This window comes from uncultured Streptococcus sp., from assembly GCF_963521255.1.
Taxonomy (GTDB): domain Bacteria; phylum Bacillota; class Bacilli; order Lactobacillales; family Streptococcaceae; genus Streptococcus.
In genome coordinates, this window is the sequence record NZ_CAUQTU010000006.1 from 115,820 (window position 1) to 131,906 (window position 16,087).

General features: G+C 37.2%; 13 protein-coding genes and 1 pseudogene. 1 reads left to right on the plus strand and 13 read right to left on the minus strand.

What is annotated here, in order from left to right; genetic code table 11:
- Positions 1–251 precede the first annotated feature (251 nt).
- The 7 genes from RWP09_RS05960 to RWP09_RS05990 form a co-directional block, all read right to left on the minus strand.
- The gene (locus RWP09_RS05960) at positions 252–3,323 is read right to left on the minus strand and encodes a pneumococcal-type histidine triad protein (protein WP_314435137.1); all 3,072 of its coding nucleotides are present in this window, start codon (positions 3,321–3,323) and stop codon (positions 252–254) included.
- A gap of 7 nt (positions 3,324–3,330) precedes the next feature.
- Complete coding sequence (gene adcAII / locus RWP09_RS05965; RefSeq protein WP_314435139.1) at positions 3,331–4,248, minus strand: zinc-binding lipoprotein AdcAII; 918 nt, start codon at positions 4,246–4,248, stop codon at positions 3,331–3,333.
- A gap of 295 nt (positions 4,249–4,543) precedes the next feature.
- Entirely contained in the window at positions 4,544–5,935 is a 1,392-nt protein-coding gene (locus RWP09_RS05970; protein ID WP_314435141.1) for an amino acid permease, read from the minus strand.
- Positions 5,936–6,060: 125 nt separating this feature from the next.
- A complete protein-coding gene (gene sdbB, locus RWP09_RS05975) occupies positions 6,061–6,627 on the minus strand; it encodes a thiol-disulfide oxidoreductase-associated lipoprotein SdbB (RefSeq protein ID WP_314435143.1) in 567 nt (188 codons plus the stop codon).
- 11 nt (positions 6,628–6,638) lie between these two features.
- Entirely contained in the window at positions 6,639–7,346 is a 708-nt protein-coding gene (gene ccdA2, locus RWP09_RS05980) for a thiol-disulfide oxidoreductase-associated membrane protein CcdA2 (protein WP_314435146.1), read from the minus strand.
- 203 nt (positions 7,347–7,549) lie between these two features.
- Positions 7,550–7,825 (minus strand): HU family DNA-binding protein, encoded by a 276-nt coding sequence (locus RWP09_RS05985; RefSeq protein WP_049535169.1) that lies wholly within the window; start codon positions 7,823–7,825, stop codon positions 7,550–7,552.
- Positions 7,826–7,943: 118 nt separating this feature from the next.
- The gene (locus RWP09_RS05990; protein WP_314435151.1) at positions 7,944–8,783 is read right to left on the minus strand and encodes a DegV family protein; all 840 of its coding nucleotides are present in this window, start codon (positions 8,781–8,783) and stop codon (positions 7,944–7,946) included.
- A gap of 141 nt (positions 8,784–8,924) precedes the next feature.
- Here RWP09_RS05990 and RWP09_RS05995 point away from each other — a divergent pair, with 141 nt between their 5' ends.
- Positions 8,925–9,773, plus strand: coding sequence for a YitT family protein (locus RWP09_RS05995; protein ID WP_314435154.1), 849 nt, complete (start codon positions 8,925–8,927; stop codon positions 9,771–9,773).
- Between the two features lie 87 nt (positions 9,774–9,860).
- Here RWP09_RS05995 and RWP09_RS06000 read toward each other — a convergent pair whose 3' ends face one another.
- From RWP09_RS06000 to RWP09_RS06025, 6 genes and pseudogenes are all read right to left on the minus strand, one after another.
- Complete coding sequence (locus RWP09_RS06000; protein WP_314435156.1) at positions 9,861–10,778, minus strand: bifunctional riboflavin kinase/FAD synthetase; 918 nt, start codon at positions 10,776–10,778, stop codon at positions 9,861–9,863.
- Between the two features lie 383 nt (positions 10,779–11,161).
- Positions 11,162–12,022 (minus strand): methionyl aminopeptidase, encoded by an 861-nt coding sequence (locus tag RWP09_RS06005; RefSeq protein WP_000631543.1) that lies wholly within the window; start codon positions 12,020–12,022, stop codon positions 11,162–11,164.
- A 15-nt stretch (positions 12,023–12,037) separates the two neighbouring features.
- Positions 12,038–13,315, minus strand: a complete 1,278-nt coding sequence (gene spxR / locus RWP09_RS06010) for a CBS-HotDog domain-containing transcription factor SpxR (RefSeq protein ID WP_314435245.1) — start codon at positions 13,313–13,315, stop codon at positions 12,038–12,040.
- Positions 13,308–13,859 carry a GNAT family N-acetyltransferase gene (locus tag RWP09_RS06015; protein ID WP_314435249.1) on the minus strand — a complete coding sequence of 184 codons (552 nt, stop codon included), beginning with the start codon at positions 13,857–13,859 and terminating at the stop codon, positions 13,308–13,310. Before RWP09_RS06015 ends, spxR begins: the two co-directional genes overlap by 8 nt.
- A gap of 15 nt (positions 13,860–13,874) precedes the next feature.
- On the minus strand, positions 13,875–15,134 hold the full coding sequence (locus RWP09_RS06020; RefSeq protein ID WP_314435253.1) for a UDP-N-acetylglucosamine 1-carboxyvinyltransferase: 1,260 nt from the start codon (positions 15,132–15,134) through the stop codon (positions 13,875–13,877).
- 645 nt (positions 15,135–15,779) lie between these two features.
- Positions 15,780–16,087: pseudogene (locus tag RWP09_RS06025) on the minus strand (autolysin); the annotation flags it as partial.

The following is a 16,087-nucleotide window of genomic DNA, read 5'->3' on the forward strand; positions in this document are numbered from 1 at the left end:
CTTTTTCTCGGTTAAACAGTTTTTTCTAAACCAGTTATTTAACCATTTAATTAACTAGTAAACATTCTACCTCTTTTAAGCTTATCTGTCAAGTTTTTTAGTGAAAGATAATAAAATTATTACTTTAAAACTCCTTTCTTAGTTTTTTAGACAAGAAATTTCATCTATACTATCAATAAATAAAAGGACATTATTCTATCCAAATAATAGAACAATATCCTTTCAACTAGATACTCATTAGTCAAAATATTCTAAGGTTTAATTTGCTTAAGAGTTTTAATATCATAGGTTACTAAATCCCCATTCTTATTATAAAATTGAACACCTTCTGAAGAAAAAATAAGGTATTTAGAATCAATTTGAGCAATTTGTGATATTTTATTTATATGATCTTTTAAAGTGGCCTTATCTAATCCATAATCTGGTATATCATCGTAATCATCTTCTTTATTTTCTTCTGCTTTAGGTTTATCTTTTTCAAGCGAAGGATTATTGATAGGCGTATCTGCCTCATTTTGAGGTGTGCTATCCTTTGGTTTTTCATCAACTTTACCTGAATCAGCTTCTTCTTTCTTTGTTTTCGATTTCTTATCTGAAGAAACTAGATTTGAATTAGAAGCAGCATTTGTTGTTTCTTTTTCTTCATTTCTTTTAGCTATCAACTCTTGAGCTTGTTTCCACTCTTTCTCTGATAAATCAGACTGATTGATACTTCTCAATGAATCACCACTAGCTTTTGGAATACTGAAAGATTTATCTGCCCAAATATAAGTTTCCTTAGCCAGTACATCATTAGGATCAAAAATATATCCATCAGGAGTTGCAAACTTGCCTTCTTTAAGTGCTTTCTGAACTTCTTCCGCAGAATGGATAATTTGCCAATTCTGCATTCCAGGACGTTTTTCAAGAGGAGTTACATTAGCAATAACAGATCCAGCATCATCATGACCTGGTTTTGACCAAACTTCAGGACGCACATCAGGATGCTGCATCACATATTTTATAGTTGCAATTTGATCGCTATTTAACCAAGAATACGGTACTACATGGATGTGATCGATGTGTGGAATAATGAAGGAAGTTCCAGTATCATACGTAGTATTTGCTGCATGCATAGGCAAGCTAGATACATCTACAGCTAATCTTGGTTTAATTTCTGTTTCTACAATATCATAACGATAAGTATCTTTATCTTTCAGCATCAGTTCCTGCTCAGAAAAAGCTATTTGAGTAAGATCTAATTCTTCACGTGAATAAAAATAATCTTTACCATCTTCATTGATTATATAACCAATTTTACTATTTCTAGAAACTTTACTAGTTACTTTTTTATAATCAAACTTTGGTCTTTCCTTCTCATCTGAGTGAACTAAAGAAACGATGTCATCTGGATTTTTACCAGTTTCTTGAATCCATTTAGCAACTTCATCCAATTCGAATTGTTCTAATTCACCATACCCCATATAATGGAAATGATCTCCGTGTTTGGCAATAACACCTGATTTATCAACAGAATCGATGGAATCTTTGGTAAATATGTATCCATCACTCGTATCATAAGGTTTACCATCTAAACCTTTTCCATAAGCTTTGATTGGTTGTCCTAAGAACTTATGAACTACCTCTTTTGATACTAAAGGTTTAATATCTGCAACAATTTGATTTAATCCATTTTGCCCTTTTAACGGAATCATTCTTGCAATCTTCTGCTCTAAATCAGACATTTGTGAATAAGGGATAAAGTGATAATGGTCTCCGTGAGGCACTGCCACACCATTTGCAGTACGTTTGATAATTTGTGCTGGATCAAAGACGAGTCCATCAGATTCTACATGTCGTTCTGACAAAGGTTTGGCATACAATTCACTTAAAAGTGTTAGGATATCTTCCCCTTGATTTTGATGATATGTTGGGGTAACAGTCAGATTTGGAGTCTCTGTCAAACTTGGTTGAGCTGGTTTAGCATTATCACTACTTGGTTTACTTGAACTTGTAGAGGAATGTGCGCCTTGTTTACCATTCCAATAGGCTTGGGCTGCAGCTAATTCACTAGCAGACAAATCACTCTTAGGGATATAGTGGAAATGATTTCCATGCGGTACAACAAAAGCATCACCTGTATCTTCAATCACATCTGTCGGACTAAAGACATACCCATCATCCGTTGTATAGGCTCCTCCAGTTCCTCTATTCGGTGCCGGCGTATTGAGATTAAAGTTTGGTTTAATGGTTGAACTTGGTTTATCTGTACTGCTTGGTTTCGGATTATCAGAATGACTTTGAACTGGCTGACCTCCAATTGGTAGATTTCGAGCCAATTTTTCTTCCAAAGCAGACATTTGCGAATAAGGAATGAAATGGAAATGATCTCCATGAGGAACTGCCACACCATTGGCAGTACGTTTTGTAATCTGTGCTGGGTCAAATACCAATCCATCAGACTCCACATGACGTTGGCTAAGTGGCAAAGCGTACAATTCTTGAAGGAGACTAGCTAAATCTTCACTTTGACTTTCAGGAGCTGTTGCAGGATTTTGAGGTGTCTCAGATTGACTCGTTCTCACACTAGATCTTGTTTCTCCCCTGCTTGAACGGTATTCAACGGTACTTAATTGACTACCTTTTCCAGATAGGAAGGCTTGGGCAGCAGCTAATTCACTGGCAGACAAATCACTCTTAGGAATATAGTGGAAGTGATTGCCATGAGGAACAATATAGGCATCTCCTGTGTCCTCAATGATATCAGAGGCATTGAAGATATAACCATCATCCGTTGTATAGCGTCCCTGCGCTCTGGCTGCAGCAACTGCCTGATCGTTAGAACCGCCACCGTGATTACTGCTGTGTTCCTGCTTCTGACGTTTAATCTCTTCTTTTGTCCGAATATTGTCTGCATGAGCCGCATCCTTAAGGTAAACATAGTATTTCCCGTCTACCTTAATCACATAGCCACCCTTGATTTCATTGACAATATCTGAATTCTTCAACTGATAATTCGGATCTTTCATGAGGAGTTCTTCACTGATGATAGCGTCATAAGGAACTTTTCCATTATAGTAGTGATAATGGTCTCCATGAGAGGTCACATAACCTTGATCAGTGATCTTGATGACGATTTGTTCGGCATTTATACCTTCTTTTTTACTGACTTCATCTGGTGTCAAATTTTCTGCCTTTTGACCAGCCTGATCACCATCTATATAAGCAACTCGATTAGAATCTTTCTTAACATGACCAGCTTGATACCGTCCAAGCTCATATGAACAAACACTTAGGGCAAGGACTGCCACTGAACCTGCTACATATTTTTTATTGATTTTCATTCTTTCCTCACTTTAATTCTTCTGCTAAAATACTCATATTGTCTTCTAGATTTTCTAAATAAGTCTTGTCATTTTGTGGGTCTGCCTCTAAAGGATTCAGAGTTTTTAGACCCACACCTGTTGATTTAACAAGAGTTTCAGCTACTTTCGAAGAAGCATTGCTTTCTGTAAAGATCGTTTTAACCTTATAGGTTTTAACAAATTCCTGAATTTCTGTTAGTTGTCGTGGACTTGGTTCTTGTTCAGGAGAGATACCTGCAATACCAAGTTGATTGAGTCCAAATCGCTTAGCTAGATAAGAAAATGCTGTATGTTGTGTTACAAAGGTTTTCTGAGTCGCTTTTTCAAATTTAGGCTGGAATTTCTTAGTCAATTCTTGAGCTTTTTTGATAAAGGCTTGCGCATTTTTCTGGTAAGTTTCTTTATGCTCACTATCCACCTCTGAAAGTTTATCAGCGATAATCTGAGCTTCTTCGCCAACTTTTTCAGGATCTAGCCATGTGTGAGGATCATAAAGCGTTTTTTCATCAACTCCATCCCCTGCTTCCACATCTTCTAACCCTGGAACACGATCTAAAGTCATACCCTCAGATGCCTCTAAAACCTTAACTTTGGATTTTTTTAGATTGGGGTCCAGACTTCCCGCCCAGGATTCAAGCGTATGCGAATGGTAAACAAAGACATCTGCATCATAGATGGCTGCGATATCATTTGCTGAAGGTTCAAAAGAATGAATCCCACTACTTGACTGAATCATTCGAACATCATTCAAGTCACCAGATACTTCCTTGACCATGGCATAGATAGGATAAAAACTGGTCACAATTTTCATCCCTTTACCTGACTGGCTCTCCTTCTGCCCACAAGCACTTAAACACAAAAGAAAGACACTTAACAATACTAAAAATAAACTTTTTTTCTTCATCGATAACTCCTTAACTATTTAATTAACTGGTAAACATTCTACTCCTAAAAATTTAATCTGTCAAGCTATTTTTAGAAAAAATTTGAAATTTCTTTCACATATAAAAATCTGCTGAGTTTCAATAACTCAACAGATTCTCACTTTATATACTCAATGAAAATCAAAGAGCAAATTAGGAAGCTAGCCGTAGGTTGCTCAAAACACTGTTTTGAGGTTGTAGATAAGACTGACAAAGTCAGTCACATATATACGGCAAGGCGAAGCTGACGTGGTTTGAAGAGATTTTCGAAGAGTATTATTCTTCTATGGTAGAATGCTTATAACCATAAGTAAAGTAAATGATACTTCCTACTAACAATGCAACTAGGAAAGCAATCCAGGTTTCCATGTTATACTGCAACATAAAGGATAAACAAATGATGATTGATAAAATCGGTAATAAGGGTACCAGTGGTGTTTTAAATTCTCCTGCTTTGGGCGTCCCCTTTTCTCTCCGTAATCGAATCAAACCATAGGCCAGCATAATCAAGTAGGCTAAGGTACAAATATTTAAGAAGGCTGCAATACTAGCTAGTGGGAACATTCCTGCTGCTACTGATGAAGCTAGGCCTGTCAAGATAGTAGCATTTTTTGGTACCTTGCTTGTTTTGGTCAGTTCTTTAAAGGCAGTAGGCATCAAGCCGTCACGCGCTAAACTGTAAATCATACGCGATAGAGCATAGGTCATCGAGATACAAACCGTAATCAAGGTCAAGATAGCCACTAATGACACATAGTTGGCTGCCCAACTAATCCCAACACTACGAAGGGCAAAGGCAACGGCATCGTCGACATTTAGATGACTATAGTGAACCACACCGGTCAAAACAAGAGTCACCAAGGCATAAAGAATGGTTACGATAGAAAGCGATAAGACAATCCCTCTAGGAATATTTTTTTGAGGAGTCTTGACTTCATCTACAGCCATAGAGATGGATTCAAAGCCCAAAAAACCAAAGAACATCAAGGACGCACCAGCCATAATACCTGTACTAGCACCATATATTTGGCCAAAACCATAAGGAGCAAAATTGCTCCAATTATCAAGCTTGATATGCCAAATTCCCACCAAAATAAAGAGAGCTAAAGCGGAAAATTTCAAAATCACTAGAATAGAATTAAAGCGTAAGGCAGCCTTGGCATTAAGTAAAACAAGCGAGGTAACTAGAACCAATACAAGAATAGGTAATAAATCAACAAACGTCCCTGCTTGAGGATTAAAGGTACCATTTAAAGCCTGAGGAAGGGCTATCCCGTATTGAGAAAGCAAGCCTTTAAAATAAGCTGCCCAACCCGAAGCTACGCCAGATATGGCTGTCATGAATTCCATCATGGTTAACCAACCAGCCAACCAAGCTGGGAATTCTCCTAAAATAGCATAGAGATAGCTGTAGGCACCTCCTGTAGCGGGTACTCGTGAAGCGAACTCTGCAAAAAAGAGAGCTGATAATCCCACACACAAGGCAGAAATGACAATTGAAATCACTAGGGCTGGACCCGCTAGAGTTGCGGCTGCAGTACCTGTAATTGTAAAGACGCCTGTCCCTACCATGGCTCCGATACCTAACAAAATCAAATCCCATAATTTCAAATGCCTGTGCATCTCCGTTTTATCCAAACTAACATTCTTTGTTCTAAATATATTCATCTTTGACTCCAAAATAAAATGATGATTCTATTTTACCATAAATATAGAACATTTGTGAATATTTATAAAATATTTTTCTAAAAAAATCTGACTACTCTTTTGTAATCAGATTTTCTTTATCAATTCTAGTTCATTTCTTTAAAGGCTGCTTCTGCATCCGCATTACTGATAACACCAAATTGAATCTTTCCAATCTTTCCTTGACTGTCAATCAGGTATTCTGTAGGAATGCTTCGAATTTGATAAGCTTGGAAAGTTGTTGCTTTAGTATCATAAAGAACTGGGATATCTTTATATCCTTGTTCTTGGAACCATTGTGGGAATTGCTCGACAGTTTTTTCACCCTGAATTCCTGGTGCAATGACACTAAGAATTTCAAAGTCACGATCTTCTTTTTCAGCTAATTTCATTAACTCAGGCATACTTTTCTTACATGGACCACACCATGAAGCCCAAAATTTCAAGTAGACTTTTTTACCCTTATAATCAGATAACTTAACTTCTTTACCATCCATGGATTGTAAGGTAAAGTCTGGAGCCTCTTTCCCAACAGCAATTTGTTGTACAGGCGTTTGTTGCTGTTGTTTTGGGGATTGTTGTTGTGCTTGAGTCTGTTTAGTTTCTTTCTCGCCACAGGCCATCAATACGGCTAATGACAAGAGGCTTAAACCAGCAAACATTATTTTTTTCATCTTTTTCTCCTTTATTCAAAAATTCCAGCTAGAACATTTACTTGTCCTAATAGTAACAAAATTCCCATTAAAATAATAAGGAAACCACCAATTTTCTTTAGTAGCATCATATGATGTTTGATTTTACTAAAATAAGGCATTACTACACCTGAAGCTAGAGCCAAAACCAAGAAAGGAATGGCCATCCCCAGAGTGTAAATAAGAGTATAGATAGCTCCTTGCCAAGCCCCATTACCACCAGAAGCCGCAAGTGCTAAAACAGAACTCAAAACTGGACCAATACAAGGCGTCCAACCGAAGCTAAAGGTAATACCGAGTAAAAATGCTGACCAATAACGATTGGCTTCTGATTTCTTAAAAGTAAAGCTTTTTTGAACCTCTAATTTCTTAAAATGAAAAATTTCCATTTGGTGAAGGCCTAAAATGATAATAATTGTTCCCATAGTATAGCGAAACCAATTGGCATAGAGAATATTACCAAAGTAACCAGCACCAAATCCTAGAATAAAGAAAATGAGTGAAATACCTGCGATAAAGCAAAGCGTCCGAATCAAACCTGACCAAGCAACTTTTCTCCCAAACAAAGAAAAACTTTTTGCGCTTTCCTGATCATCCAGCAAAATTCCAGTATAAACTGGTAACAGAGGAAAAATACAAGGGGAAAAGAAAGACAAGACCCCTGCTAAAAAAACGGAGATTGAAAATACTATCGTTTCCAATAAAGAACCAACTTTCTTAATAATTCATATCCTATTGTACTATAATCAAGTTTATTTGTATGATTTCTGCTACGCAAATTAAATTAGCCTGTGTTTAAAAGATCTTTTCTGTCACTAGCTAATTCAGATTTTGCCCCCTATACACAAAAAAAGCCTATCGACCAAGTTAGAAAGCTTGATACAATAGGCTTTTTAAAGGCTGATTATTTAACAGCGTCTTTAAGAGCTTTACCAGCTTTGAATGCTGGAACTTTAGAAGCTGCAATTGTGATTTCTTTACCAGTTTGTGGGTTGCGACCTTTACGTGCAGCACGCTCACGAACTTCAAAGTTACCAAAACCGATCAATTGAACTTTTTCACCAGCTGCAAGGTAGTCAGTTACTGCTGCGAATACAGCTTCAACTGCTGCTGCTGAGTCTTTCTTAGTCAATTCTGTAGCTTCTGCTACTTTAGCGATCAAATCTTGTTTGTTTGCCATGTTAATGATTCCTCCAAATTAATTTCTAATTAACAACTATAATCATATCCTAAAATCCCTTCTAGGTCAAGTTAAAAACGCTATTTATTCGCATTTTCTTTATTTTTTTAGGAGTTTTTTAGGAATTGTAACGAACTAAAATAGCCCAAGCGTTCTCACCCGTGTGAGTTTGAATAATAGACCCTGTCTCTAATACTGAAATTGGCTTTTCAACATAAGGTTGCAAATTGTCTTTCATCTCTTTTGCCCAATCAGAACTACCAGAATATGAAATTCCAATCTCTACTACAGAACGTTCAGAGAGCAATGTTATCAACTCATCCAACCATTTTTTAAAAGTTTTAGCTCCACGCCCTTTAACCATTGGTTGCAATTCATGGTCCTTCATCTGCATGACAACACGTATATTAAGAAGTGAGCTCAACAACCCCGTTACACGGCCAATTCGTCCACCTTTTACTAGATTTTCTAGAGTAGAAACGCCAATATAAAGCTCCGTATGGTTTTTTACTTCTTCTACATGAGATAAAATTTCCTCCATATCTTTGCCTTCTTGTGCCAATTTAGCAGCTTCGACAACTTGGAATTTCAAGGCTTGGTCAGTGAAGGAACTGTCAATAACTGTTACGTCAGCAGTAGATAAACTAGCACCTTGGCGCGCTGCTTCTACAGTACCTGAAAGGGCATGGGACATATGAATAGCAAGAATCTGACTGCCATCCTTGCACAAGTCTTCAAAAACTTCAGCGAAGACACCTACAGGTGGTTGACTTGTTTTCGGAAGATTCTTAGCTTCTTGCATCAAGTGAAGAAATTTACCTTCTTCTTTTAAATCAGCATCCGAATAAACAACATTATCAATCATTACAGATAGAGGAACTACCGTGATATCTAATTGCTTTACTAATTCTGGCTCAATAGTAACAGATGAATCGGTAACAATCTTAATTTTTGTCATAGTATCAATCTTTCTATTTTAGGATTCAGATTGGTTTTCTTACTTTTAATTATATCAAAAAAAGATTAAAAATCCTAATGGAGCCAATCAAATTTTCCTTAAAAATTTGATATAATCAACTTATAAGAAAAGAGGTGTCCTATGATTAAAAAAATCTATCCCATTTTAACTATTTTACTAGGTGCTGGCATTTATGCTTTTGGTCTAACCTATTTTGTAGTTCCCCATCATCTCTTCGAAGGAGGGGCTACAGGCATTACCCTCATCACCTTTTATCTTTTTAAAATCCCTGTTTCCCTCATGAACCTGCTGATTAATATTCCTCTATTCATCCTAGCTTGGAAAATATTTGGAGCAAAATCTCTCTACTCTAGTTTGCTCGGAACCTTGGCTTTATCTGCCTGGTTAGCTTTTTTTGAGCATATTCCCCTTCATATTGATCTTCAAGGTGATTTACTGATTACTGCACTTATAGCTGGAATTCTATTAGGAATTGGGCTTGGAATTATCTTTAACGCTGGAGGTACAACGGGTGGAACTGATATTCTAGCCCGTATCCTCAACAAATACACTCATTTGTCCATTGGGAAACTGCTCTTTATCTTAGATTTTTGTATTCTCATGTTGATTCTCCTTATTTTTAAGGATTTAAGATTGGTTACTTACACTCTACTCTTTACTTTCATTGTATCTCGAGTGATTGATTTGATTGGAGAAGGAGGATACGCAGGTAAAGGATTTATGATTATTACCAAACGTCCTGACCAACTTGCTAAGGCTATTAATGATGACCTAGGAAGAGGTGTTACTTTTATCTCAGGGCAAGGCTACTATAGTCAAAAAGATTTGAAAATCATCTACTGTATTGTCGGAAGAAATGAAATTGTTAAAATGAAGGAAATGATTCATCGAATCGATCCTCAAGCCTTTATAACTATTACAGAAGCCCACGAAATCCTTGGAGAAGGATTTACCTTTGAAAAAGAATAAAAAGAGGTAGTGTAGTGACCTCAGAAGTTAGACTAAATCATCTATCTTTCAGGTCACAGACAACCTCTTTTTTGTTTACTTATATTCTTAAGACCAATTCCGAGCTACTTCTTCATCTGCCTTTAACTGATCCACTAATTGGTCAACAGAATCAAATTTTGTCATATCACGAATGCGATCAAGCCAATAAACCATGACGGTCTCGCCATAAATATCTTGATTAAAATCAAAAATATTGACTTCAAAACGTGCTTCTTCTCCATCAAAGGTCACATTTTTCCCGACACTAGCCATAGCACGATACTTCTGCCTTTGAATCTCAACATCAACGACATAAACGCCATCTGCCGGCATATAAGTACGGTCTAAAAGCACCAAATTCGCTGTTGGATAACCAATCGTACGACCACGAGCATTACCATGAACCACCATCCCTCTGGATGGAAGCGGTGCCCCCAAAAGTTCCTCTGCTTCTTTCACATTTCCGTCTAAAATAGCTTGACGGATACGAGTTGAACTAATCTTTCCTTTCTCATCTTCTACAGGTGGGACAATAATAACTTCTCCATCAAAGTAATCCTTTAAATCTTCTGCCGTTTTTTTGTCAGAACCAAATGTATAATCAAAACCTGCAACAATAATTTTGGCATTCATAGCTTTGATATAAGTCGCAAAAAATTCTTCTGCTGTGAGACTAGCAAATTTGCTACTAAAATCAAGGAGATACAATTCTTCTACACCTTCTCGTTTTAATTTTCTTTCACGTTCAGCAGGGTTCAAAATATGCAAAAACAAATCCGGATGATAAGGCTCTAAAGCAATCTTTGGAGATTCATTAAAAGTCATAACTACGATAGGCAATAAGTCTTTCATCGCAGCCTTGTTAGCAACACGAAAGAGTTCTTGATGTCCCTTATGTATACCATCGAAATAGCCGAGAACAACGACCGAATCGGATGGTGTGCCAATATCTTTTTGATTTTTTATAGGAATAGTAATAATCATAAAATAATTATATCATAGTGATAGCTATTTCTGGAACAGAAAATCTGAAATGTCGTTTTTTTAACCTGAAGTGTACCATTTTATAAGAATGTTGGTTTTAAAATCAATATAACGTACAAGAGATTGAGGTAAGAATCTTAAAACCATAAAAACACATCATATCAGCTACCTAAAACTTGATACAATGCGTTTGATTATAAAAAGAGTAACTGAATTTTTAGAATCAATAATTTCTGTAGTGGGTAAAACCACCTTATGAATTATGGAGACTATTTTGTTGTCTTCAAAAAGTCTGAAGACATCAATACAATTCGTTTATTTTATATAAAAAGATCTGCTGGAATATTTTCAAAATGAACTTCCAGTAGTCTTTTCACTTTTTATTAATAAGTTCCTTCTTCACCCTGACTAGTCAAGATAACAGGACCATCCTTAGTAATGACAAATTGGTGTTCATATTGACAAGATAGTCCACCGTCAATGGTCTTATGCGCCCAACCGGTCTTCATATCTGTATCGATTTCCCAGTCACCAGTGTTGATCATTGGTTCAATGGTCAAAACCATTCCTTCACGGAGACGAAGCCCACGACCTGCAATACCATAGTTAGGAACCATTGGTTCTTCATGCATAGTTGGGCCAACACCATGACCAACCAAATCACGCACTACACCGTATCCACGACTTTCAGCGTATTCTTGAATAGCCGCACCGATATCACCGATACGATTTCCAACAACAGCCTGCTCAATTCCCTTATACATAGCTTCTTTAGTCACATCCATCAAGTTTTTCACTTCTTCGGACGGTGTACCGACAGCATAAGCCCAACAAGAGTCTGCTAGACCACCAGAATAGCTCTGGGTGTATTTCTTCATTTGCTCAACATTGTTGAAGTTTAATTTTGAGACATTTAGGTCAGATTTAGCAATTGGACCTCCCAAAACCATATCAACTTTGAGCAAATCACCATCTTTCAAGATATAATGACGAGGGAAAGCGTGAGCCACTTCATCATTAAGAGAGCAACATGTAGCATAAGGATAGTCCATCATGGCACCGTCAACCCCAATCTGAAGTGGAAGGAAATTTTCTTCCTTACAACGACGGCGAACGTATTCTTCAACTTCCCACATATCTACGCCAGGCTTAATCAAATCACGTAAGCCGATATGAATACTTGCTAGAAAATCTCCAGCCTTGTCCATAGCTTCAATTTCACGAGCTGATTTTAATGTTATCATCTTTTCTCCTAGTTTCTAATTAATTTTAACAGTCACATTTGCTTTTGAAACAATCTGATGACCATGATAAATATCGTAGTCAATAATAGCTGACCGTCTAGTATGATGAATAATGCGTGCTTGAATGCGCAGTATATCATCTATCTGAACAGCCTGCAAAAAGTAAATTAACATCTGCTCGATGATGAGATTGCGACCACTATTCACAACTAAATCTTGGGTCATGTGGGTCAGAATTTCTGCCAATACACCATTAGCCAAAACTCCATTTTTTTCTAGCATAAAGGGTTCCACTGTAATGACTACTTCATCATGGTGATAAGAGAGCTTTTGTCCAATCTGCTCAGAAAAAGTTGGTAAAGCAGAAACTTGAGAACGGCTCATCTTCTCCATGACATCTCGTCTAGTTACAACGCCAAGCAAAGTTTGATTGCTGCGAACAACTGGTATCATTTCAAAGTCTTCAGCAATCATCCGCTGACTCACATTGGCAATATTTGTCGATAATCCAACCAAAAATAAACTACGAGACATGACCTTATCAATTGTGGTACTTGGTGACTTGTCACCAGCATCTCTCATGGTTACAACTCCAACAACAACCTGATGTTGGTTAATAACCGGAAAACGACTGCTTCGATTCTTACGTACTAAGTCCAAATAATCTTTGACTGTGTCAGTCTCTCTCAGAAAACCATATTCATGACTTGGACGATAAAGCTTCTCAACTGTCAAAATATCTGTCTTGATTTGAACATTTGACAAGGCTTTATTGATCATGGTCGCAACGGTAAAGGTATCATGCTTACTTATTAGAACAGGAATCCCTTTTTGATTGGCCAGTTTTAATACATCATCATGGACCTGAAATCCACCTGTAACTAGAACTGCATTTTCATTTTCCAAGGCTAACAACTGAATACGGGTTCGGTCTCCGACAATCAAGAGTCCCCCATCATGAAGATAAGATAGGATGTTTTGTTCGGTCATAGCACCAATAGAGAACTTACTAAATTCTCTATCAAGTCCTTCCTGTCCAGCTAACACCTCAGAAGAAGTTACTTCTGCAATTTCTGCAAATGTTAATCTTTCGATAGCAACTTTCTGAGATTTAACACGGATAGTACCACTTCTTGGACGAGTCTCTACAATTCCACGATTTTCAGCTTCCTTGATAGCGCGATAGGCCGTTCCATCACTGACTCCCAGATGATTGGAAATACTACGAACACTGACCCTTTTACCTACTGGTAATTCCTCCAAATAACTTAGAATTTCCTGATGCTTACTCATTGAATTCTCCTTTTACATACCGAAATTCAAGATAATCCCGCATTTTTCTTGTGTAGCGATCACTTCCCTTAAACTGACGAAACAAACTAAATCCAGACTTAAGAGCAACCTTTTGGCTAGCTTCGTTTTCAAGATGGGTTATAATGGATAATTGTTTTAAGTCAAATTCTTCAAAAGAAAGTTGGCAAAGTTTTTTTACAACTTCTGTCATAAATCCTTTTGACCAAGCATCTTTTCTCAAAAAATAGCCAAGCTCTGCTTCTTTTTTGATTTCATCTAACTTCTCAAATTTAATAGAACCAATCATTTGTTGATTTTTCTGGTCACAAATTGCCCACACTCCCAAAGGGGACTTCATAAAGTAATTAGCCAGTGCATACTGGCTTTCTTCTAGACTTGCCTGCATTGGAAAAATAAATTGAAGATTTTCTGGATTCGAAGCTATCTCGTGGAAGTCCTGACTATCACTAAAAAAGAAAGGACGCAAATACAAGCGATCCGTTTCAAAAAAAGAAAACATTGCTAATTTGGTCCAAATATTCATAAACACCTCTACGGTTTAATCCTCAACAAGTCTAATATCCGCTCCTAGATTACGTAATTTTTCGATAATATCAGAATAACCACGTAAGATAAACTCGATATTGGTAATTTCCGTTTGTCCCTCGGCCATCAAACCAGCAATAACTAAAGCTGCACCAGCTCTCAAGTCAGTCGCTTTAACACTTGCCCCACTCAAAGCACGACCACCTGTATATAAAATATGACCATTTGTTGTTGATATATCTGCGTCCATCTTAGCTAATTCAAAAACATGGTTTATACGTTTTTCATAAATCGTATCGACAATTGTACCACGACCATTCGCTCTTAGTAAAAGTGGGGTAATCGGTTGTTGCAAATCAGTTGCAAAGCCTGGGTAAGGAGCTGTCTTAATATTGATTGCTTTCAAATTAGACTGCTCTTCGACAAAAATGCTGTCTTCAGATACAGTCATTCTCACTCCCATTTCTTCCAACTTAGCAATGAATCCTTCTAAGTGTTCGTATAGTACATTATTTATACGAATTCCCTTACCAACTGCAGCAGCTAAAGATATATATGTTCCAGCTTCAATACGATCTGGAATCACCTGATGACGCGTTCCATGTAATCTTTCAACACCATCAATAATGATGATATTAGTTCCTGCCCCACGGATATGGGCCCCCATATTATTCAAGAGAGTTGCAACATCAATAATCTCAGGTTCACGGGCTGCATTTTCAATAATAGTACGACCATTCGCTTTAACCGCAGCAATCATCGTATTAATCGTTGCACCGACACTAACCGTATCCATGTAAATACTTGCACCGTGAAGTCCTGTGTCTTTGGCAGATAACTTCATGTTATCTCCCTCGTAGCTAACAGTAGCCCCCATAGCTTCAAAAGCCTTAAGGTGTAGGTCAATCGGGCGAGGACCAAGGTCACACCCTCCAGGCAAGCCAACTGTGGCTTCACCAAAGCGACCTAAAAGACTTCCATAAAAATAATAAGATGCACGAAGACTATTGATTTTTCCATAAGGCATTGGAATATTTTGAACACCTCTTGGGTCAATCTCCAATACATCGTCATAACGCTTAACAGTAGCCCCCATCAATTCCATGATTTCGACAAGACTTGCTACATCCGAGATATCTGGAACGCAATCCAAAGTCACCACATCATCAGCCAATATAATAGCTGGAATTAAGGCCACAACGCTATTTTTAGCACCACTAATAGTAATTTCACCTTGTAGTGGTAATCCACCATTGATAACAATTTTTCTCATTCTAAGTTTTTAATACTCTTTCAAGATTTCTAATAAGGTCTTTAAAATAAATTATATCATAAATGCAACCTTTTTTCCATCCTTTTCAATTATATTAGCTGAATCGTATTTGTGGTAACTGACCTTTTTTAAAAAGTTTTGCCCCCTAAATACAAAAATAGCCCTTCGGATAAAATCCGAGGGGCTAGAAACGTTGTTAAATCAACGGCCGAACTTTTGAATTTCAAGGTTCGGGATAAAATAGTTCACTGAACTATTTTATTTTTTCAAGTTGTAGAATGATTTCAATCCACGGTATTCTATTTTAGAGCTTTTTATATAAAACTACATAAGTGCAAATCCTTGAAAAATAAGGGTTTATACGTCATAAACTACATATATTTTTTACCGTAAAAATACAAAAGTTTACGCCTTATGCCCCTTTTTTGCCCCCTGTTTTTATTATTAACAAAATGGCGTTTTTGACAATAATGCCCTGCATTCCACCCTCTCTATTCTTCAAGAAAACGCTTTTTTGAACAATAGGATTTAGATTTCTGTTTCTAATCATTCAAAATGCGTGTTTTTGAACAATAAAAAAACCGCAAGCCTAAGCCTGCGGTGAAAGAACATTTTAGAAAATTTCCTTTCTATTTATTTTTAAGATTATTTAGTTGTAATCAAGCCTTCTGGTTCTACTGTGAACTCTGGCTTATCTGCCATTGTTCCGTCTGGTTTGAGATAGTACCAGCCTGTTCCGTCTGCTGATTGGATAAAGGCGTTAGATACCATGTTTCCGTTTTTACGGTCAAGATAGTACCAAGTCAGCTTATGCTTAATCCAACCAGTGATCATCTTGCCATCTTCATCAAAGTAATACCAAGCATTATTGATACGAGCCCAGCCAGTGGCCATAGAGCCTGAATCCGTGAACCAGTACCAAGCGTCTTTATAATTCAACCAGGTACTACGCT